15 protein-coding genes, 1 other RNA gene and 1 pseudogene are annotated in these 18,871 nt (G+C 62.6%); 10 read left to right on the top strand and 7 right to left on the bottom strand.

Annotation, left to right across the window (positions count from 1 at the left end):
- Positions 1 to 28: 28 nt before the first annotated feature.
- Positions 29 to 931 carry a LysR family transcriptional regulator gene (locus J0663_RS01525; protein WP_207242729.1) on the bottom strand — a complete coding sequence of 301 codons (903 nt, stop codon included), beginning with the start codon at positions 929 to 931 and terminating at the stop codon, positions 29 to 31.
- Positions 932 to 1,023: 92 nt separating this feature from the next.
- Here J0663_RS01525 and J0663_RS01520 point away from each other — a divergent pair, with 92 nt between their 5' ends.
- The 3 genes from J0663_RS01520 to J0663_RS01510 all read left to right on the top strand — a co-directional run bounded on the left by J0663_RS01520 (position 1,024) and on the right by J0663_RS01510 (position 7,535).
- Positions 1,024 to 2,058 (top strand): aldo/keto reductase, encoded by a 1,035-nt coding sequence (locus tag J0663_RS01520; protein ID WP_207242728.1) that lies wholly within the window; start codon positions 1,024 to 1,026, stop codon positions 2,056 to 2,058.
- Positions 2,059 to 2,298: 240 nt separating this feature from the next.
- Positions 2,299 to 3,711 carry an FAD-binding oxidoreductase gene (locus J0663_RS01515; protein WP_207242727.1) on the top strand — a complete coding sequence of 471 codons (1,413 nt, stop codon included), beginning with the start codon at positions 2,299 to 2,301 and terminating at the stop codon, positions 3,709 to 3,711.
- 113 nt (positions 3,712 to 3,824) lie between these two features.
- On the top strand, positions 3,825 to 7,535 hold the full coding sequence (locus tag J0663_RS01510) for an AsmA family protein (protein WP_207242726.1): 3,711 nt from the start codon (positions 3,825 to 3,827) through the stop codon (positions 7,533 to 7,535).
- Positions 7,536 to 7,628: 93 nt separating this feature from the next.
- Here the strand turns inward: J0663_RS01510 and J0663_RS01505 are convergent, their stop codons facing one another.
- The 4 genes from J0663_RS01505 to ssrA all read right to left on the bottom strand — a co-directional run bounded on the left by J0663_RS01505 (position 7,629) and on the right by ssrA (position 9,201).
- The gene (locus J0663_RS01505; protein ID WP_207242725.1) at positions 7,629 to 7,850 is read right to left on the bottom strand and encodes a ribbon-helix-helix domain-containing protein; all 222 of its coding nucleotides are present in this window, start codon (positions 7,848 to 7,850) and stop codon (positions 7,629 to 7,631) included.
- A gap of 103 nt (positions 7,851 to 7,953) precedes the next feature.
- Complete coding sequence (locus J0663_RS01500; protein ID WP_207242724.1) at positions 7,954 to 8,148, bottom strand: DUF4169 family protein; 195 nt, start codon at positions 8,146 to 8,148, stop codon at positions 7,954 to 7,956.
- Positions 8,149 to 8,197: 49 nt separating this feature from the next.
- Positions 8,198 to 8,710 (bottom strand): SspB family protein, encoded by a 513-nt coding sequence (locus J0663_RS01495; RefSeq protein ID WP_207242723.1) that lies wholly within the window; start codon positions 8,708 to 8,710, stop codon positions 8,198 to 8,200.
- A 128-nt stretch (positions 8,711 to 8,838) separates the two neighbouring features.
- Positions 8,839 to 9,201, bottom strand: a transfer-messenger RNA (tmRNA) gene (ssrA, locus tag J0663_RS01490).
- A 112-nt stretch (positions 9,202 to 9,313) separates the two neighbouring features.
- On the opposite strand from ssrA, the gene J0663_RS01485 reads away from it, so the two are divergent.
- From J0663_RS01485 to J0663_RS01465, 5 genes and pseudogenes are all read left to right on the top strand, one after another.
- Positions 9,314 to 10,108 carry a thymidylate synthase gene (locus tag J0663_RS01485; protein ID WP_207242722.1) on the top strand — a complete coding sequence of 265 codons (795 nt, stop codon included), beginning with the start codon at positions 9,314 to 9,316 and terminating at the stop codon, positions 10,106 to 10,108.
- A 12-nt stretch (positions 10,109 to 10,120) separates the two neighbouring features.
- The gene (locus J0663_RS01480; protein ID WP_207242721.1) at positions 10,121 to 10,639 is read left to right on the top strand and encodes a dihydrofolate reductase; all 519 of its coding nucleotides are present in this window, start codon (positions 10,121 to 10,123) and stop codon (positions 10,637 to 10,639) included.
- Between the two features lie 149 nt (positions 10,640 to 10,788).
- Entirely contained in the window at positions 10,789 to 11,871 is a 1,083-nt protein-coding gene (gene hflK, locus J0663_RS01475) for an FtsH protease activity modulator HflK (RefSeq protein ID WP_207242720.1), read from the top strand.
- A 3-nt stretch (positions 11,872 to 11,874) separates the two neighbouring features.
- Positions 11,875 to 12,843, top strand: coding sequence for a protease modulator HflC (gene hflC / locus J0663_RS01470; protein ID WP_207242719.1), 969 nt, complete (start codon positions 11,875 to 11,877; stop codon positions 12,841 to 12,843).
- A 207-nt stretch (positions 12,844 to 13,050) separates the two neighbouring features.
- Positions 13,051 to 14,765, top strand: a pseudogene (locus J0663_RS01465) (Do family serine endopeptidase).
- A gap of 99 nt (positions 14,766 to 14,864) precedes the next feature.
- On the opposite strand, the gene serB reads toward J0663_RS01465, so the two are convergent.
- Entirely contained in the window at positions 14,865 to 15,755 is an 891-nt protein-coding gene (gene serB / locus J0663_RS01460; RefSeq protein ID WP_207242718.1) for a phosphoserine phosphatase SerB, read from the bottom strand.
- On the opposite strand from serB, the gene miaA reads away from it, so the two are divergent.
- Positions 15,754 to 16,650, top strand: coding sequence for a tRNA (adenosine(37)-N6)-dimethylallyltransferase MiaA (gene miaA, locus J0663_RS01455; protein ID WP_207242717.1), 897 nt, complete (start codon positions 15,754 to 15,756; stop codon positions 16,648 to 16,650). The two genes, serB and miaA, sit on opposite strands and share 2 nt — an antisense overlap.
- A 3-nt stretch (positions 16,651 to 16,653) precedes the next feature.
- Here miaA and pdxR read toward each other — a convergent pair whose 3' ends face one another.
- Positions 16,654 to 18,150, bottom strand: a complete 1,497-nt coding sequence (gene pdxR / locus J0663_RS01450; RefSeq protein WP_207242716.1) for a MocR-like pyridoxine biosynthesis transcription factor PdxR — start codon at positions 18,148 to 18,150, stop codon at positions 16,654 to 16,656.
- A 96-nt stretch (positions 18,151 to 18,246) separates the two neighbouring features.
- On the opposite strand from pdxR, the gene J0663_RS01445 reads away from it, so the two are divergent.
- On the top strand, positions 18,247 to 18,861 hold the full coding sequence (locus J0663_RS01445) for a LysE family translocator (RefSeq protein ID WP_207242715.1): 615 nt from the start codon (positions 18,247 to 18,249) through the stop codon (positions 18,859 to 18,861).
- Positions 18,862 to 18,871 lie beyond the last annotated feature (10 nt).

Here is an 18,871-nt window from a genome sequence, read left to right as displayed (position 1 = left end):
GATGCCGACTCAAGCCATTGTTGTCTCTTCAGAAATGCACATATCTTACGAGGAAATCGAGCAGTGCGCGCACACGCGCCGGCAGCGGTCCGCCCTGGCCGATATAGAGGGCGTAGAATTCCTCGGTGTCGCCGGGATTGGCCTCTTCCAGCACTGTTATCAGCCGGCCGGCATCGATATCGGCGCGCACGGTGAAGGCGGCCAGCCGCGCAAGGCCTGCGCCGGCAAGCGCGAGATGTCGCATGGCCTCGCCGTCTGCGACCTGCACGCCCGGTGTGATCGGCACCGTTACTGTTTCGCCGTTCTCGCGCAGCGGCCAGCCTTCGACCGCGCGGGCATAGGAAAAGCCGATCCGGCAATGGCTATTGAGGTCGGCGACGCTGCGCGGCTCGCCGTGGCGCCTGAGATAACCGGGCGAGGCGACGATGATTTTGCCGGCCGCGCCGAGCTTGCGGGCGATCAGGCTGGAATTCTTCAAGGGGCCGGCGCGGATCGCGACGTCTGCGCGCTCCTCCATTAGGTCGACGATCCTGTCGGTATGGGCAATATCGAGCGTCACGGCCGGATGAAGCGCCATGAAGGCGGGCACGAGCGGCGCCAGTATATGGTTGCCGAACGAGCCACTGGTGTTGATACGGATGCGACCCGATGCCTGTTCGCCGGACGAAGCCTGACGTTCCGCCTCGGCGATATCGGCGAGGATGGCGATGCTGCGCTCATAGAAGGCGCAGCCCTCCGGCGTCAGCTGCAGCTTGCGGGTCGAGCGGTTGACGAGGCGGGCGCCGAGGCGCGCCTCCAGCCTGGCGACGAGCTTGCTGACGGCCGAAGGCGTCATGCGCCGCGCTAGCGCGGCGGCCGAAAAGCCACCGCGCTCGACAACACTGACGAAGACTTCCATTTCGCCGGAGCGGTTGATGTCCTGACGGCTCATGATGATTTCAAATCACAGATGATGTGCTGAGAGGCAATCTATATCAACGAGGTGCCAAGGTCTATTCTCAGAGGAAACAAGGAGACCAATCCATGGAATATAGAAATCTCGGCGCCTCCGGCCTCAGAGTGCCGCTCTTAAGTTTCGGCGCGGGCACGTTCGGCGGCAGCGGACCCCTGTTCGGCGCCTGGGGCAACACCGATGCCCAGGAAGCGCGGCGACTTGTCGACATCTGCCTCGAAGCGGGGGTCAATCTTTTCGATACGGCTGACGTCTACTCGGCGGGCGCTTCCGAGGACGTGCTCGGCCAGGCGATCCGTGGCCGGCGCGACGCGGTGCTGATCTCGACGAAGACCGCATTGCCGATGGGCGAGGGCCCGCAGGACTGGGGGACATCGCGGGCGCGGCTGATCCGGGCGACAGAGGATGCGCTGCGCCGGCTCGGGACCGATTATATCGACCTTTTGCAGCTTCACGCCTTTGATGCCTCGACGCCGATCGAGGAGGTGCTTGCGACACTCGACGCGCTCGTGGCCGCCGGCAAGATCCGCTATGTCGGCGCTTCCAATTTTGCCGGGTGGGAACTGATGAAGTCGCTCGCCGCTGCCGAACGTCACGGCAAACCGCGTTACGTTGCCCATCAGGTTTATTATTCGCTGGCGGGGCGGGACTACGAATGGGAGCTGATGCCGCTCGCCGCCGACCAAGGCGTTGGCGCGCTCGTCTGGAGCCCGCTTGCCTGGGGACGGCTGACCGGAAAGATTCGCCGCGGCCAGCCGCTGCCTGCGGCAAGCCGCCTGCACGAGACGGCCAAGTACGGCCCACCCGTCGACGATGAGCGACTGTTCGACATCGTCGAGGTGCTGGATTCGATTGCGGCAGAGACCGACAAGACTGTGCCGCAGATCGCCATCAATTGGCTGCTCGGCCGGCCGACGGTATCGAGCGTCATCATTGGCGCCCGCAACGAAGAGCAGCTCAGGCAAAATCTCGACGCGGCCGGCTGGAGCCTGTCGAAGGATCAGATCGAAAAGCTCGACGCAGTCAGCGCCGTGACGGCACCTTATCCGTATTTTCCCTATCGACGGCAGGAGGGCTTTGCCCGCCTCAATCCGCCGATCGTCTGAGCCGGACCGCCTACAACAAAAGGGGAGTAAAATCTTTTCCCAATCTTAACTGGACAGCCGCTTTGACTTGCCCCATACCCAGCCTGTTGCATAGTTCCTTAAATCGGAATCGGCTTAAGGATCAAATTATGCAGCAATTTTAAAGTTCTACAGCGTCCTTTGCGCCTCTGAACAGACGCATGGCGCTCTAGTCTGCGGGACATGATCTCGTCTACGCGGAATGGCAGGGAGATCAAAGGGATGGCGCTGAAGGACGCAAAGGCCGGAACACGCAACGAGGCGGGCATTGCCGCTGTGCTCGGCATTCTCAAGCAGAGTTTTGGCGAACGCTTCCAGACGGGGCAGGCCTTCCGCGAACAGCATGCCCATACGACGACCTATATCCCGCCGCAGCTGCCCGACGGCGTGCTCTTCGCCGAAAGCGCCGAAGACGTGAAGATGGCCGTCAGGGCCTGCGCGATCCATAAGGTGCCGGTCATCGGCTTCGGCACCGGCTCCTCGCTGGAGGGGCAGGTCAATGCCGTCAATGGCGGTATTTCCATTGATTTCAGCCGCATGAATCGAGTGCTCGAAGTCAATCCCGAGGATCTCGACTGCACGGTCGAGCCTGGGATTACGCGCGAGGCCCTGAACATCCACCTGCGCGATACCGGCTTGTTCTTCCCGATCGATCCCGGTGCCAATGCCTCGATCGGCGGCATGGCGTCGACACGGGCTTCCGGCACCAATGCCGTGCGCTACGGGACGATGAAGGACAATGTGCTTGCCGTCACGGCCGTCACCGCCAATGGCGAGGAGATCCGCACGGCGCGACGTGCCCGCAAATCCTCAGCCGGTTATGACCTGACGCGGCTTTTCGTCGGCGCCGAAGGCACGCTTGGCATATTGACATCGGTGACGCTGCGCCTGCAGGCGATCCCGCAGAAGATAGCCGGCGGCGTATGCGCCTTTCCGAGCATCAAGGCGGCTTGCGATGCTGTCATCATGACGATCCAGATGGGCATTCCGGTGGCGCGTATCGAACTGCTCGATGCTGTGCAGATGCGGGCGTGCAACGCCTATTCCCGGCTTTCTTATGCGGAAAGCCCGACACTGTTCCTCGAATTCCACGGCACCGACGAAACCGTGCCGCTGCAATCGGCCGCCTTTGCCGAAATCGCCGCGGAATGCGGCGGCGGCGAGTTTCTTTGGACCGCCAATGCCGAGGAGCGGACGAAACTGTGGAAGGCGCGCCATGACGCCTATTGGTCCGCCAGGGCGCTGGCGCCCGGGCTTGCCGCACTTTCGACCGATGTTTGTGTTCCGATATCGAGACTTGCCGACTGCGTGTCCGAAACGCAGGCGGATATCGAAGCGCACGGGTTGCTTGGCCCGATCGTCGGTCATGCGGGCGACGGGAATTTCCATGTGCTGTTGCTGTTCGACGACAAAAGCGCCGAAGACATCGCCATGGCCGAGAGCTTCGTGCAGCGTCTCAATCGGCGAGCGCTCGATATGGATGGGACGTGCACTGGCGAACATGGGATCGGGCAGGGGAAGATGGCCTTTCTGGAGCAGGAGCTTGGGGGAACGGTGGATCTGATGCGACAGGTGAAGCAGGCGCTCGATCCGGACGGCATCTTCAATCCGGGAAAGATTTTCCACCAAGGCTGAAAACGGAATATTCTCATGAACTTGGGCCTTGCCCCCGGCATGAATAGCGCTAGTGTCGACAACAGAATCCCAAGCAATGTCGGCAACAGAATCCCGAATGGAGAATCCTTGCATTGGTAGGCCGGTTCCTCGTCTTTCTGGGGGGAGTGATCGTCGTAGTGCTGTTTGTGGCGCTGCTTGCGCCGCTGTTCATCGACTGGACGGATTTCCGCAAGAATTTCGAGGATCAGGCAAGCCGCATTATCGGTAAGAAAGTCACTGTCCACGGCACGGTGGATGCCCGCCTGCTGCCGTTTCCGTCGGTCACCCTGCACGATGTGCGCGTCGGCCAGGAGGCGGACGGCACGCCGATCGTCAAGGTCGAACAGTTCTCCATGGATGCAGAGCTTGCGCCTTTCCTGTCGGGCGAGGCGTTGATCTTCGACATGCGCGTCGTCAATCCGAAGGTGCGCCTCAGATTGCTCAAAGACGGCACACTCGACTGGATGCGCGGCAGCCGCGCCGAGATACCGGCCAAAACAGTCGTTCTCGAAAATGTGCATGTCAGCGGCGGTGAAGTCGACTTCCTCGATGACCAGTCGGGCCGGGCGCGCCGCATCACCGGCCTGAATGCGGAAATGTCGGCCAAGTCGCTCGCCGGCCCCTGGCGCATCGAGGGCGATGCGGCGCTCGACGGCGAACACGGAAGTTTCTCGATCTCCAGCAGCCAGCCGGACGAGAAGGGCGTGTTGCGGATGCGCACGAAGCTTTCGCCGGACCAGCATCCGGTCAGTGTCGATCTCGACGGTGAACTGAAGCTGGTCGACCGCAAGCCGAACTATCAGGGCCAGCTTTCGGCGGCGATCGAAAACCGCAACAGTGCCAGGTCGGCCAACAAGAACGAACAGCCGCCGAGGGTCAAGGGCCGTTTCGAGCTTACCAACGAACGTATCCGCATTCCCGAGTATCGGATGGAGATCGGCCCGACAGACGATCCCTATGTGATAACCGGGGAGGCGACGCTCGATACCGGCAATGCGCCGGAATTCCTGTTGACCGCCGACGGGCAGCAGATAGACGTCAACCGCATCGGCAATCAGGGCGCGGCCGGCAAGACGACGCGGGATCCCGCGGTTTCGGCACGCGAGCGGTTGAATTCGCTGATCGACATCGTCGCGCAGGTTCCGATCCCGCAGGTGCCGGGCAAGGCGAGCGTCAAGCTGCCGGCAATCGTCGCCGGCGACACGACACTCCGCGATGTACAGCTGGAGCTGGAGCCGGCCGGCACCGGCTGGATGATCGACAGCGCCATCGGCACGCTGCCGGGGCGCACGCAGGTGGAAGGCAAGGGCAAGCTCCTGCTTCAGGGCGAAGCCTCGTTCAACGGCAAGATCGTGCTGGCCTCGAACCAGCCGACCGGGCTTGCCTCCTGGCTGGCGGGCTCGGTCGATCCGGCAATCCGGCAATTGCGGCAGGCGGGTTTTTCCGCCAATGTCAGTCTGACCCCTGAGCTGCAGCGTTTTGAAAATCTCGAAATCGCCGTCGGATCGGCGACGCTGAAGGGCCGGCTGGAGCGGCAGGCGATCTCCGGCCAGCCGCCAACCCTGTCGGTGGCACTGAACGGCGACACGCTCGATCTTGACGCGCTGCAGGCGCTGGCCGGGCTTGCGACAGGGCAGGAAAGCGGCGACAACGTCCTCGACCATAAGATCGCCGCGCAGCTCAGGGCCGATAAATTCACCGCCTTCGACGTTGAGGCCGAGAATGTCGAGACCACCTTCACGATCGCCGACGGGGCGCTTGCGGTCGACCGGCTGTCGGTCAAGAACCTCGCGGGCGCCGAGTTGACGGCGACGGGCCGGGCGGAAGGTTCGCTGCTCGACTACAAGGGGGCGGGCGAGATCACCTTCAAATCGGCCGATCCCGGCGGCTTCTTCACCATGCTGCGCGAGCATCTTCCGCACCACCCGGTGCTCGACCGGCTGGTACGCAATGCCGGCTGGTACGGCAATACAGCGTTGCGCGGGGCGCTGACGCTCGGCGGCGACGAGGGTAACGCGCTGACGGTGACCTTGGCCGGCGTCTCGAACGGCAGCCGGGTCAATCTCGATTACCGCATGTCCGATCTCCTGGCGTTAACCGGCAACGGCACGACCAGCCTCGAGGCGACGCTCGAGAACGCCGTGCCGTCGATCCTGTTCGGTCAGGCCGGGCTCGACCCGCTGCCGGTCGATGTCGGCGCCAACGGCCGCCTGACGCTCAAGGTGAAGGCGTCGGGCAACGATCCTGCCGATGCGGCGCTGACGTTTGCGACCGACCGGACCTCGTTTACCGCCAACGGCAAGGTTGACGTGCGGCCAGAGAGCTTCATGAACGGCCAGATCGCGCTGTCGCTCGACAGCGCCGATATCGACCCCTACCTCATCATGAACGGTATTGCCCTGCCGCAGACCGGAACAGGACTGCCGGTCGGTGTGCAGGTCAATGCCGCCGTCGATAGCGACAAGATCGTCTTGTCCGATCTCAAGGGGCGCGCGGCCGACAATGAGTTTTCCGGTGCGCTGACCTTCGACCGCAAGGCTGCGAAGACGACCGCGAACGGCGAGCTGAGACTCGCCAAGGCCGATGCCGGCTGGCTCGGCGAGGCGGTGTTCGGCCAGATCGTTGATCCGGCCAGCGGCACGCTCTCGAAGGCGCCGCTGGGCTTGCCGATGTTCAAGGATCTCGACGTCAAGGTGAAGCTGTCGGCCAAAGAGTTCTGGCCCGGCCTGCCCCAAAAGTCAGTGTCCGACTTCACCAGCAACGTCGCCTATCAGGGCGACGAGCTGCAGCTCAATGACATGGCCGGCAACTGGGATGGCGGCAAGCTCTCCGGCAACCTGCTTTTCACCAATGCCGGGGGCACCGGTTTTCTGCAGACGAAGCTGGCGCTTGCCGATTCCGATCTTGCCGGCGTCATCTGGCTGCGTGACGGCGCGCCGATCGCCAACGGCAAGTTCGGATTGTCGCTGTCGATGGAGGCCTCTGGCAAGACGGTCGCCGAGATCGCCAGCTCGCTCAATGGTTCGGGGGAGCTCAGGCTCGGCGATACCAGCATACGCGGACTGAACCTTGCCATCCTTCCGCCGCTGCTTGCCGCCACCGACACGATGCAGGAACAGATCAATGCCGGCAAGGTGCATCCGATCGTCGAGACGCTGCTCAACAACGGCGAGGCGAAGTTGCCGCCGCTCGGAATTCCCTTCAATATCACCGACGGGACTCTCAGGGTGCAGAATGTGACGGTCGCCAACGAGTTGGCTCGTGTCAGCGCCGACGCCCAGATCGCGTTGCCGGAGGAGCGGATCAGCGCGACGGTCGGCATCGGGCTCAATCCGGGAAAGGAGACGCTTCCCGGTGCCGAGCCGGCACTGAAGCTGAATTTTTCCGGCCTGCTGCCGTCCCCCGGCAAGACGATGGATGTGACCGATATCACCAGCTACCTGTCGCTGCGCGCCTTCGAGCGCGAGCGGCGGCGCGTTGAGCGGCTGCAGGCAATCGTGCTCGAAAAGCAGCGGCTGCGGCGCGAGGCGGCGCTCTATCGATTCAATGAGGCCGAGCGCGTCAGGGCGGCCGAGATCGAGCGGCAACGGCAGGCGGAGGAAGAGCGGTTGCGCGCATTGGCGCAGGAAGCGGCCGCGCAGAAGGCTGCTGCCGAGGCGGAGGCCGCACGCGCGGCGGAAGCCAAAGCCAAGACCGATGCCCAGGCGAGGGCGGCCGCCGAGGCGGAAGCGGCCCGGCGTGGCGGCCAGGCGCAGCCCGGTCAGCTCAATTTCGACCAACTGCCGGGCGTCCAGGCCCAATGAAGACGCGTGGTATCTGCTGCACTTGAGGGGTGCGTCGGGTGTTTTATGAAATCGCCGTTCCAATATCGCCGCAGGACTTTGATACGCCCCGCGTCACGGCTGGCGACCGCCGGCCTTGGCCCAGGACAGCACATGGAGCCGCAGCGCCGACGACAGGTTGCCGTTCGGGGGGCGGTGGTCGTCAATCTCGGAAATCAGCGCGGCAAGCGACATCGAACGGCTTGCCGCAATCGTCTTCAGTTCGGCCCAGAATTCATCTTCCAGCGAAAAGCTGGTGCGATGGCCATGCAATGTCGCCGAGTGTTTGCGGATCATAAGCCGGTTCACACCGCAATCAGCTTTGAGGATCGATTCAAGGAAGCTGCGCAAGTCACTGATCGCAGGTTCGTTTCCAGCCCTTCAAGCTTTGCGCGAAGCTTCATTCGCCGTCGTCATCCGTCTCGATCCGGCCATCGCGGTGAGCCTTGTCGGCCTTTTCGTTCAGGCTGCGGGTGAGCTGCTTCTCAGCCTTTGTGCGGCCGAAGGAAATGCGGTTCTGCTCGGCCTGTTTCTCCTTTTCGGAGCGGGCCTGCTTCTTGCGGAATTGGCGCAGATTGATGATTTCGGCGCTCATGCAGGGGCCTTAAACCTTATGGAAAGGGAGGCTAGGCCTCCCTTGTCAATCACTGTTTCTTGCGGAAGGAGTCGAGCGAGACGACGGAGCCCGGCTTCTTCTCCTCGCCGTCGGCCGGTTTTGCGCCGGCTTCATCAGGCTTTCCTGCCGCGTCGACTGGATAGGCGGTGATCTCGCCGGATGGCAGCTCCTCGCCATCGGCGAGCGGTACGTCGAATTCGAGCTCAAAATTGACCGAGGGATCGTAGAAGCCGCGGATCGCATTAAACGGAATAACCAGCTTTTCCGGAACGTCGGAGAAAGAAAGGCCGATTTCGAAATGCGTCTCGGTGATCTTCAGGTCCCAGAACTGATGCTGGATGACGATGGTCATCTGCTCGGGATATTTCGACTTCAGGTGCTGGGAAATGCGCACGCCGGCCGCACCCGTGAGAAAGGTGATGAAGAAGTGATGGTCGCCGGGCAGACGGCCCGTTGTTGCGACTTCCGCCAAAACCTTGCGGATGACGCCGCGAAGTGCATCCTGCGCTAGAATGTCGTAGCGGATATGATCCTGCCCCATGCTTTTCCTGTCTTTCGTCGGTTCGGAAGTCTTTTCACAAGGTTATATGCCATGTCCGGGCGCCTTGGGAAAGACCGGAGCCGAGTCACGTTTTTAAGGAGCATACATGATTTCGATGGCAGGGAGAAGGTGAAGGCTTCTGTTGCCAGGTGCCTTCGGACCCCGCCTAGAGGTGCGAACCACTAGGACTTTGATTGAAGTGTCACACCGCGATTAAGCAGCGAGACGAGCTTCCGCATAGTTGTCGTTTGCAACTACAATTTTAGCCCGATAACGGCGGTACAATGCCGAGCAAAAAGTCGATCTTTACACCCTTGTCGATCCTGTTTCGCCCCCATCAAAAGCCGGCCTTCGATACCGCCGGTTTTTGGTGGAGGCGCCGGGTACCGCCCCCGGGTCCAATAGGTTTATTACACCGCTCATTTATTGCCATAGCCGGCCCGAGAGCCGGCAGGGCTGATATAGTGATTTCCTTCGCCCAAGGAAAGGGCAATCGTCATAAAAGCTTTATGCCAGGCGGCAGAAAGAACGGGAAAATACCGCCCCGGTGATTGGTTTCCTCAAGGCGAAGGCTTAAATTGGAGAAAACGGAATCAGCGCGACATGCAGCAATATCTCGATCTCCTCGCCCACGTGATGGAAAATGGCTCCGACCGGGGCGACCGCACCGGCACCGGCACGCGCTCGGTCTTCGGCCACCAGATGCGCTTCGATCTTGAGGAAGGCTTTCCCGTCCTCACCACGAAGAAGCTGCATCTGCGTTCGATCATCCACGAGCTGTTATGGTTCCTGAAGGGCGAAACGAATATCCGCTATCTCAAGGAGAACGGCGTCTCGATCTGGGATGAATGGGCCGACGAGAACGGCGAACTCGGGCCGGTATACGGCGCCCAGTGGCGCTCCTGGCCGGCACCCGATGGCGGCCATATCGACCAGATCGCCAATCTCGTCAAAGGCATCGTCAACAATCCAAATTCGCGCCGCCACGTCGTCTCAGCCTGGAATCCGGCTGAGGTCGACCAGATGGCACTGCCGCCCTGCCATTGCCTGTTCCAGTTCTATGTCGCCGACGGCAAGCTCTCCTGCCAGCTCTACCAGCGCTCGGCCGATATCTTCCTCGGCGTGCCCTTCAACATCGCCTCCTATGCGCTTTTGACGATGATGGTAGCTCAGGTGACCGGGTTGAAGCCCGGCGATTTCGTTCACACGCTCGGCGATGCCCATCTCTACCACAACCATTTCGACCAGGCGAAGCTGCAGCTGACGCGCCGGCCGAAGCCGCTGCCGTTCATGCGGATCAATCCTGATGTGAAGGATATCTTCGGCTTCACCTTCGACGATTTCGAGCTGATCGGCTACGAGGCCGATGCCAGCATCAAGGCGCCGATTGCTGTCTGACCGGAACATCTCATGGCCAACATCCGCAGGACCATTATTGCCGCCGTTGCCCGCAACGGCATCATCGGCCGCGAGGGCGATATGCCCTGGCGGTTGTCGAGCGATCTCAAACGCTTCAAGGCGCTGACATTGGGAAAGCCTGTCGTAATGGGCCGCAAGACCTACAATTCCATCGGCAAGCCGCTGCCGGGACGGCCGAACGTGGTCATCTCGCGGCAAGCGGCGATCGATCATTCCGACATCAGTATGGCGCATTCGCTGACCGAGGCGATGGACGCTGCCGAAAGGCTGGCGCTCCAAACCGGTGCCGACGAAATCTGCATCATCGGCGGGGGGCAGATCTATGCCCAGGCAATCGACCTCGCCGATCGACTGTGCATCACCCATGTCGAGGCCGATTTGGATGGCGACGCGTCGTTTCCGGCGATCGATCCCGCCACCTGGCAGGCGGGCGAGGCGCTCGAGGTGTCGGCCGGTGAGAAGGACAGCTATCCCACGCGCTACATCGTCTATGAACGCCGTCGCGGCTGAAAATGAACTATTTTCCAATTAAATTGACCAAGTTTCTCACGCTGCGTTGAAAGCCGGTGCGGTGATACCTATAACGGTCTCCAACGCATCCGCCGGTCAGCCCCCACGGTCCCGGATGCGGGGAAGACTTAACGAACAACGAGGTTTTGATGCCCTGGAGCAATCAGAATGGCGGCGGCGGCCCTTGGGGCGGCGGCGGTAATAATCAGGGACCATGGGGCCAGGGGCCGAACCGCCCGCGTGGCGGCGGCAAAGGCGGACCGCCCGATCTGGAAGACATTATCCGGCGCGGCCAGGATCAGCTGCGCAACATCGTTCCCGGCGGTTTCAACGGTGGCGTGGCGGTCATCGTCGTGGCGATCGTCGCCATCTTCTGGCTGATCCAGTGCGTCTACACCGTTCAGCCGGATGAACGCGGTGTCGAACTGCGCTTCGGCAAGCCGCGGGAAACGGTATCGATGCCGGGTCTGCATTTCCATTTCTGGCCGATGGACACGGTCGAGATCGTCAAGGTCACCGAGCAGTTGCTGAATGTCGGCGGCACGCAGGGAAGCAGCAACACGGCCGGCGGACTGATGCTGTCGGGCGACCAGAACATCCTCAACGTCCGTTTCAACGTGCTCTATCAGATCAGCGATGCGCGCGCCTATCTCTTCAACGTCGAGAGCCCGGCGCAGACGCTGCAGCAGGTGTCCGAAAGTGCGATGCGCGAGGTCGTCGGCCGCCGCCCGGCGCAGGATGCGTTCCGCGACCGGCGCCTGGAGATCGCCAGCGAAGTCGCCAACATCATCCAGGATACGATGTCGCGCTACAATTCCGGCATTTCGGTCAACAAGGTGACGATCGAGGACGTGGCGCCGCCGCGTGAAGTCGCCGACGCCTTCCAGGAAGTGCAGCGCGCCGACCAGGACAAGCAGCGCCTGGTGGAAGAAGCCAACCAGTACGCCAACCAGAAACTCGGTCAGGCGCGCGGTGATGGTGCGCGCATCCGCGAAGATGCAGCCGCCTACAAGGACCGTGTCGTCAAGGAAGCGGAGGGCGAGGCGCAACGCTTCATCGCCATCGACGAACAATATTCGAAGGCGCCCGACGTCACCCGCAAGCGGCTGTTCCTGGAAACGATGGAACAGGTGCTGAAGAATTCCAAGAAGGTCATCATCGAAGAGAAGCAGGGGGTCGTGCCCTATCTGCCGCTCAACGAGATCTCCAGACCGTCGCAGCAGGGAGGTTGAGCCATGACTTCGAACAGGCTTCCCGTCATTCTCATCATCCTCGCCGTCGTGCTGGTCGGGCTTTACTCCTCGGTCTACGTGGTCAATGCCCGCGAACAGGCGATTGTCGTGCGCTTCGGCGAAATCCAGTCGGTCAAGACCGAGCCCGGCATCTATTTCAAGCTGCCGTTCAGCTTCATGGATGCCGACCGCGTTCAGCTCGTCGAAAAGCAGAAGCTGCGCCTCGACCTCGATAATATCCAGGTGCAGGTCAAGGGCGGCGCGACTTTCGACGTCGATGCCTTCGTGATCTATTCGATCAACGATGCCCGCCGTTTCCGCGAAACCGTCTCCGGTGATCGCGATGCGGCGGAAGCACGGTTGCGCACCCGTCTCGATTCGGCGCTGCGCCGGGTCTATGGTCTGCGGGAATTCGATGCCGCACTTTCCGACGAGCGCGTGTCGATGATGCTCGAGGTGCGCGACGATCTGCGTCCGGACGCCGAGCTTCTCGGCCTCAATATCGAGGACGTGCGCATCCGCCGCACGGACCTCACGGCCGATGTGGCGCCGAACACCTATAACCGCATGCGCTCCGAGCGTCTGGCCGAAGCCGAACTCCTGCGCGCACAGGGCACGGAAGACGGCCTGCGCCGCAGGGCGGTCGCCGATCGCCAGGTGGTGGAAATCACGGCCGATGCCCAGCGTGACGCGGAAATCCTGCGCGGCCAGGGCGATGCCGAACGCAATCGTGTGTTCGCCGACGCCTTTTCGAGGAATCCTGCCTTCTTCGAGTTCTATCGCTCGATGGCGGCTTATTCCTCGGCGCTTTCCTCGCAGGACACGACGCTGGTGCTGTCGCCGAATTCGGAATTCTTCCGCTATTTCGACAGCGCCGCCGGCGGGCTGCAGGCGCCGGCAAATACCGCCGCACCTGCTCCGGCTGCACCCGGGACAACTGCTCCGGCAGCACCCGCCCAGCCGGCGAACTGACGGCAGGGGCGCCATTCGCCTACCAGGCAATGTTGAAAGGGCCGGCCCGCGTGCCGGCCCTTTTTGCGTGGGATGATCGCGTTAATCCGGCTTTTGCGAGGACGCCTCGGATTGCACGGGGATTTCGCGAAAAGGTGATTTCGCCCTCCATCATTCCGCCTTATGCTGGTGCTCAATGTGCGCATTTACCCCCTATGAGGAAGCTTGATGGCCCCCACGATACGCTCGCCCTTCAGACGAACGCTCGCGCTTTTGGCCAGCGCCGCAATCCTGGCGCAAGCCGGCATGAGCGGGATTGCTTTTGCGCAGACTGCGCCTGAGGCGACCGTACCCGGAGCGGCCCCACTCACGCCCCCGCGGCTTCACAGACCGCTCCCGCCCCCGCTGCTCCGCAGGCAACTCCGCCGATCGGGGCTGTCGTTCCCACCAGCGGTCCGGCTTCGGTCGCCGATCTTGCCGAAGGGCTGCTGGACGCCGTGGTCAACATCTCGACCTCGCAGAATGTGAAGGATGACGAAGGCGTCGGTCCGGCACCGCGCGCGCCGGATGGATCGCCCTTCCAGGAGTTTTTTAACGACTTCTTCAATAAAAAGCAGGGCGACAAAGGCCCCAACCACAATGTCAGCTCGCTCGGCTCCGGTTTCGTCATCGATCCGGCCGGCTACATCGTCACCAACAACCACGTGATCGAGGGTGCAGACGACATTGAAGTCAATTTCGCCAACGGCTCGAAGCTCAAGGCGAAGCTGATTGGAACGGATACGAAGACCGATCTCTCTGTGCTGAAGGTCGAACCGAAGACGCCGCTGAAATCCGTGAAGTTCGGCGATTCCAGCGAGATGCGCATCGGCGACTGGGTGATGGCGATCGGTAATCCGTTCGGCTTCGGCGGTTCGGTGACTGTCGGCATCATTTCCGGGCGCGGCCGCAACATCAATGCTGGCCCCTACGACAACTTCATCCAGACGGATGCGGCGATCAATAAGGGCAACTCCGGCGGTCCGCTTTTCAACATGAAGGGCGAAGTGATCGGCATCAACACGGCGATCATCTCGCCGAGCGGCGGCTCGATCGGCATCGGGTTTTCGGTGCCATCAGAACTTGCTTCCGGCGTTGTCGAGCAGTTGCGCCAATATGGCGAGACGCGGCGTGGCTGGCTCGGCGTGCGCATCCAGCCGGTGACCGACGATATCGCCGACAGCCTCGGGCTTGACACGGCCAAGGGCGCACTGGTCGCCGGCGTCATCAAGGGCGGTCCCGTCGACGACGGCTCCATCAAGGCCGGCGACGTCATTTTGAAATTCGACGGCAAGACGGTCAATGAAATGCGCGACCTGCCGCGGGTCGTGGCGGAAAGCACGGTCGGCAAGGAAGTCGACGTCGTGGTGCTGCGTGACGGCAAGGAGCAGACCGTCAAGGTGAAGCTCGGCCGGCTCGAGGACAGCGATCAGGCTGCATCCGGTGATGCAGTGCCCGATGGCTCGCAGGACGGTGTGATTACCCCTAATCCCGACGAGAACAACGATATGGACCAGCCGGATGGCGGCGACCAGGGCCAGCGCGCACCGGGCGCGCCGGCACCGGACCAGAATCAGGGCCAGGCGTCGCCGGATGCAGCGACGCCGAAGAACGTGCTCGGATTGTCGCTGTCGCTCTTGAGCCCCGAGACGCGCAAAGCCTTCGGCATCGCCGAAAGCGTCGACGGCGTCGTCGTGACCGAGGTAGCGCCCGGCTCCGCTTCGGCCGAAAAGGGGCTGAAGCCAGGCGACGTGATCGTCGAAGTGGCGCAGGAATTCATGAAGTCGCCGGATGCGGTCGCCGCCAAGGTGAAATCGCTGAAACAGGAAGGCCGGCGCAACGCCCAGCTGATGATCGCGTCTGCAAACGGCGACCTGCGCTTCGTGGCGGTGCCGATGGAATAAGTAGTTGCGGCCGTGGTGAATGAGCCGCCAAGGTCTCCAACTTCTTCATATCATTCCCGTGACGCACAGGAATGATATAAAGGTGCACCGCGTTGGTTTTCAGGCCGCCACGAAATCGGTCTTCCGGTAACCCTGGATGTAGAGTAGCGCCGTCAGGTCAGCGTGATTGATACGCATCTGCGCCTGGGCGGCCACAGTTGGCTTGGCATGCAGGGCGACGCCGGAGCCGGCGAGTTGCAACATGCCGAGATCGTTGGCGCCGTCGCCGACGGCGATCGCTTCCTTGGGCGAGATGCCGAGGCTGGCCGAAATTTCATTCAATGCATCGACTTTCGCCTGCTTGCCGAGGATAGGCTCGGCGACGAAGCCGGAGAGGATGCCGCCGTCTTCGAGCAACCTGTTGGCGCGGTTCTCGTCGAAGCCGAGAGTGGCGGCGATGCGACTGGTAAAGACGGTGAAGCCGCCGGAGACGAGGGCGGTGTAATGGCCTTTCGACTTCATCGTGGCAATCAGTTCCGGACCGCCTGATGTCAGGGTGATGCGATTGGCAATGACCTCGTCGACGACCGAGATCGGCAGGCCCTTCAAGAGGGCGACGCGCTCCCGCAGCGCCGGCTCGAAGGCGATCTCGCCGTTCATGGCGCGGGCTGTGATGTCGGCGACCTTCTCCTTCAGGCCGACTTCGGCGGCAAGTTCGTCGATGCATTCCTGGCCGATCATCGTCGAATCCATGTCGGCGATCAGCAGCTTCTTGCGGCGGCTGTCCTGTTCCTGGATGACGAGGTCGATCGGGGCGCTTGCTATGACGGCGAGGAGATTGGCCTCGGCCGCTTGTGCATCCGTGCCGTCGCGCAACGCGATGTCGCAGGCAATGCCATCGGCCAGCCAGTAGAGGCCGGAAGCCTTGACGGCCTCGGCGGCCTGTTCGGCGAGGCCGGCGGTCAGCACGGGATTTGACGGATTGGCAACAAGCGTGGCAACGAGGGCCATGATGAAAAACCTTCTGAGCGTAGAGAACGCGATCCTGATAACCGGGCCGACCGCCAGCGGCAAGTCCGCGCTCGCCGTCGAATTGGCCAAGCGCCATGGCGGCGCGGTCGTCAATGCCGACAGCATGCAGGTCTACGACACCTTGCGAGTGCTGACGGCACGTCCGTCGGAGGAGGAGATGCAGGGCGTGCCGCATCATCTCTACGGCCACGTACCGGCAGGTGCCGGCTATTCCACAGGCGCCTGGCTGCGCGATGTCGCGTCGCTGCTGCCGGCGCTGAAGGCGGCCGGGCAACTGCCGGTCTTCGTCGGCGGCACCGGGCTCTATTTCAAGGCCCTGACAGGCGGCCTGTCCGATATGCCCGACATACCTGAGGCGCTTCGGGCGGGCCTGCGGACACGGCTGCTGGAGGAGGGACCGGACCAGCTGTATGCCGAACTTGACGCAGTCGACCCTGCCATGGCGGCAAGTCTCAGCCGCCAGGACGGGCAGCGCATCGTCCGGGCTCTGGAAGTGATCAAGGCGACGGGGCGGTCGATTGCCGATTTTCAAGGACGGTCAGGACCCGTGTTGATCGACGCTGAGGCGGCTCGCAAGATCGTCGTGCTGCCGGAAAGGGCGGTGCTGCATGCCCGCATCAACGGCCGTTTCGGGAAGATGCTGCGCGAGGGCGCGGAAGACGAGGTGAGGGCGCTGCTTGCGCTCGGCCTGCCGGCCGCTGCGCCTGTCATGAAGGCCATCGGGGTGTCCCAGATCGCGGCGATGCTGAAGGGCGAGATGACGCGCGATGAGGTGCTGGAGAAGGGGGCCGCGGCGACACGGCAATATGCCAAGCGGCAAATGACCTGGTTCCGCAACCAGATGGATGAGAGGTGGCAACGGCTGGCAGCGTAGTCCTCAAGCACCAGGCGCAGTTTGCGCGATGCACACTCGCAGCAGTCGGGCGAGTTCGCTTACCGCCGCCTGCAATTGCTCCGGTGGGAAGCCGCCGAAACCGAGCATCAAGCCGGGGCGCGCGGGCTGCGCGGCATACATGGGAGAAATCGCCCGCACCGCGAGGCCGGCAGAGAGGGCGTTCGCTGCAAGTCGCACGTCGTCGGCCTCCTGGGGCAGCCAGAGAAGAATATGCATGCCCTGATCGCTTGGCTGAACGTGGCACCCCTGAGGCAAGGCTCGTTCGAGCGCCGCGAGCAGAATGGCGCGGCGCTCGGCATAGAGACCTCGAATGCGCCTGATATGGGCCTCGAAGTAGCCTTCCCTGATATAGGCAGCCAGAACGTGCTGTTCGGAGATCGGCGAATGCCGATCAAGAATGGCGCGTGCGCCGGCAAAGGCTTCTGCGAGCGGCAAGGGGGCGATGACGTAACCGAGGCGTAACGAAGGAAAGAGGACCTTGCTGAAGGTGCCGAGATATATGACACGCGAGGGACGCAGCCCCTGCATCGAGGGAAAAGGGTGTCCGGCATAACGCAATTCGCTGTCGTAATCGTCCTCGACGATCCAGGCGCGGTTCTTGTCGGCCCATGCGATCAGGGCGTTGCGCCGCGCCATGCTGAGCGGCATGCCGATGGGATATTGATGCGAGGGAGTTACGAATGCGGCGCGCGCTGCCGGACATAGCTCGAGGCCGCGTTCGACGTTCATTCCCTGAGCATCGACCGGCAGGCGATGCGTCCGGACCCCGAGATCGTCCAGGACGGCCGTGAGCCCTGGATAGGCCGGGTCTTCGGCCCAGACGGGATCGTCGCGCGACAGCATGACCCGACCTGCCATGTAGAGGCCTTGCTGGGTGCCAGATGTAATGATGACCTGTTCCGGCTCGCATTGAACGGCCCGTGCGCGGCGGACGTGGTCGGCGATGGCGATGCGCAGTTCCATCACACCCATCGGATCGTGGTAGCCCGAAGGTGCGGCCTGTTTGGACGCGCGCACCCGATTGCCGAGACGGCGCCAGTTGTCGTCTGGCGCGATGCCCGAAGCGGGCACGGCGATGGCGAAGGGAACGGGCGGGTGAGGGCTGAGTGTACGGGCCATTGATATCAATCGCGCCGCCGGGGCAGGCAGGTCGATCGCATCCTCGGCCGGCGGCACGGCCGGCGTCGCGTGGAGCGGCGGCGCCGCTTCCGTCAATGCCGCGGCAACACGGGTTCCGGCTCCCACGCGCGCTTCGAGATAACCTTCGGCGGTCAGCTGATCGAACGCTTCCACGACTGTGCCGCGGGCGATCCTTAGCGAAGCCGCAAGGGTGCGCGTCGAGGGAAGACGCTCGCCCGGTCTCAGCTCTCCGCGGGCGATCGCGGTCCTGAGGGCCTCCGCAAGCCGACGGCTGATATTGGCCGTCCGGTCGATCGCATTCAGCGACGGAATTTCGATGATGCTGCGCCGCTTGGACATTGAAAATGGTCCATGAAGATTCTTGAAAATGGCGCTTCATGATGAACCAATTTTTTAGGAGAAGGAAGCGACGTCACGGCTTGCGGAAAGAGGGACATGCAGGATCTTATCGTCGTCTATATCGCCTATGTCATCGCGGCAGGCAGCCCCGGACCAAGCAACATGGCCATCATGAACGTGGCGATGAGCCAGGGCCGCCGGCCGGCGCTGGTGCTTGCCGCCGGAGTCATCACGATGTCGACATGCTGGGGTCTAATCGCCGTTACCGGCATTTCCACAGTGCTGGTCCGCTATGCGAATGCCCTCATCGTTCTCAAGATCGCGGGTGGACTCTATCTCCTCTGGCTCGCCTGGAAGGCGGCGCGCTCGGCCGCTGCCGAGGATACGCCGACAAGCGGACTTGGCCGGCCAGCGGCGGCGCTCGGCACGCTCTATCGCCGCGGGATCCTGATGCATCTCGGAAATCCGAAGGCGGTTCTGGCCTGGGTGGCGATCATGTCGCTCGGCCTCAAGCCCGGCGCCTCGCCTGATATGGCCCTGATGGCCTTCGGCGGCTGCGTGCTTTTGGGGATCTCGATATTCGGCGGTTATGCCGTGCTCTTCTCGACGGCGCCGATGGTGCGCGGTTACGCGCGGGCGCGGCGCTGGATCGAGGCTAGTCTTGCCGTCTTCTTCGCGGGCGCCGGGTCGCGCCTGCTGTTTTCCCATTGACCGTATCTTG

Origin of the sequence: Rhizobium lentis, from assembly GCF_017352135.1 — a bacterium.
In the GTDB taxonomy this organism is placed as follows: Bacteria; Pseudomonadota; Alphaproteobacteria; order Rhizobiales; family Rhizobiaceae; genus Rhizobium; species Rhizobium lentis.
Note: the sequence above shows the minus strand (reverse complement) of the source record. Positions and strands in the feature narration are given on the sequence as shown.

Excerpts from the sequence above, each read along its gene's own strand:
- J0663_RS01525 (WP_207242729.1), bottom strand. The coding sequence starts at position 931 with ATGAGCCGTCAGGACATCAACCGCTCCGGCGAAATGGAAGTCTTCGTC.
- J0663_RS01520 (WP_207242728.1), top strand. The coding sequence starts at position 1,024 with ATGGAATATAGAAATCTCGGCGCCTCCGGCCTCAGAGTGCCGCTCTTA.
- J0663_RS01515 (WP_207242727.1), top strand. The coding sequence starts at position 2,299 with ATGGCGCTGAAGGACGCAAAGGCCGGAACACGCAACGAGGCGGGCATT.
- J0663_RS01505 (WP_207242725.1), bottom strand. The coding sequence starts at position 7,850 with ATGATCCGCAAACACTCGGCGACATTGCATGGCCATCGCACCAGCTTT.
- J0663_RS01500 (WP_207242724.1), bottom strand. The coding sequence starts at position 8,148 with ATGAGCGCCGAAATCATCAATCTGCGCCAATTCCGCAAGAAGCAGGCC.
- J0663_RS01495 (WP_207242723.1), bottom strand. The coding sequence starts at position 8,710 with ATGGGGCAGGATCATATCCGCTACGACATTCTAGCGCAGGATGCACTT.
- J0663_RS01485 (WP_207242722.1), top strand. The coding sequence starts at position 9,314 with ATGCAGCAATATCTCGATCTCCTCGCCCACGTGATGGAAAATGGCTCC.
- J0663_RS01480 (WP_207242721.1), top strand. The coding sequence starts at position 10,121 with ATGGCCAACATCCGCAGGACCATTATTGCCGCCGTTGCCCGCAACGGC.
- hflK (WP_207242720.1), top strand. The coding sequence starts at position 10,789 with ATGCCCTGGAGCAATCAGAATGGCGGCGGCGGCCCTTGGGGCGGCGGC.
- hflC (WP_207242719.1), top strand. The coding sequence starts at position 11,875 with ATGACTTCGAACAGGCTTCCCGTCATTCTCATCATCCTCGCCGTCGTG.
- miaA (WP_207242717.1), top strand. The coding sequence starts at position 15,754 with ATGATGAAAAACCTTCTGAGCGTAGAGAACGCGATCCTGATAACCGGG.
- serB (WP_207242718.1), bottom strand. The coding sequence starts at position 15,755 with ATGGCCCTCGTTGCCACGCTTGTTGCCAATCCGTCAAATCCCGTGCTG.
- pdxR (WP_207242716.1), bottom strand. The coding sequence starts at position 18,150 with ATGTCCAAGCGGCGCAGCATCATCGAAATTCCGTCGCTGAATGCGATC.
- J0663_RS01445 (WP_207242715.1), top strand. The coding sequence starts at position 18,247 with ATGCAGGATCTTATCGTCGTCTATATCGCCTATGTCATCGCGGCAGGC.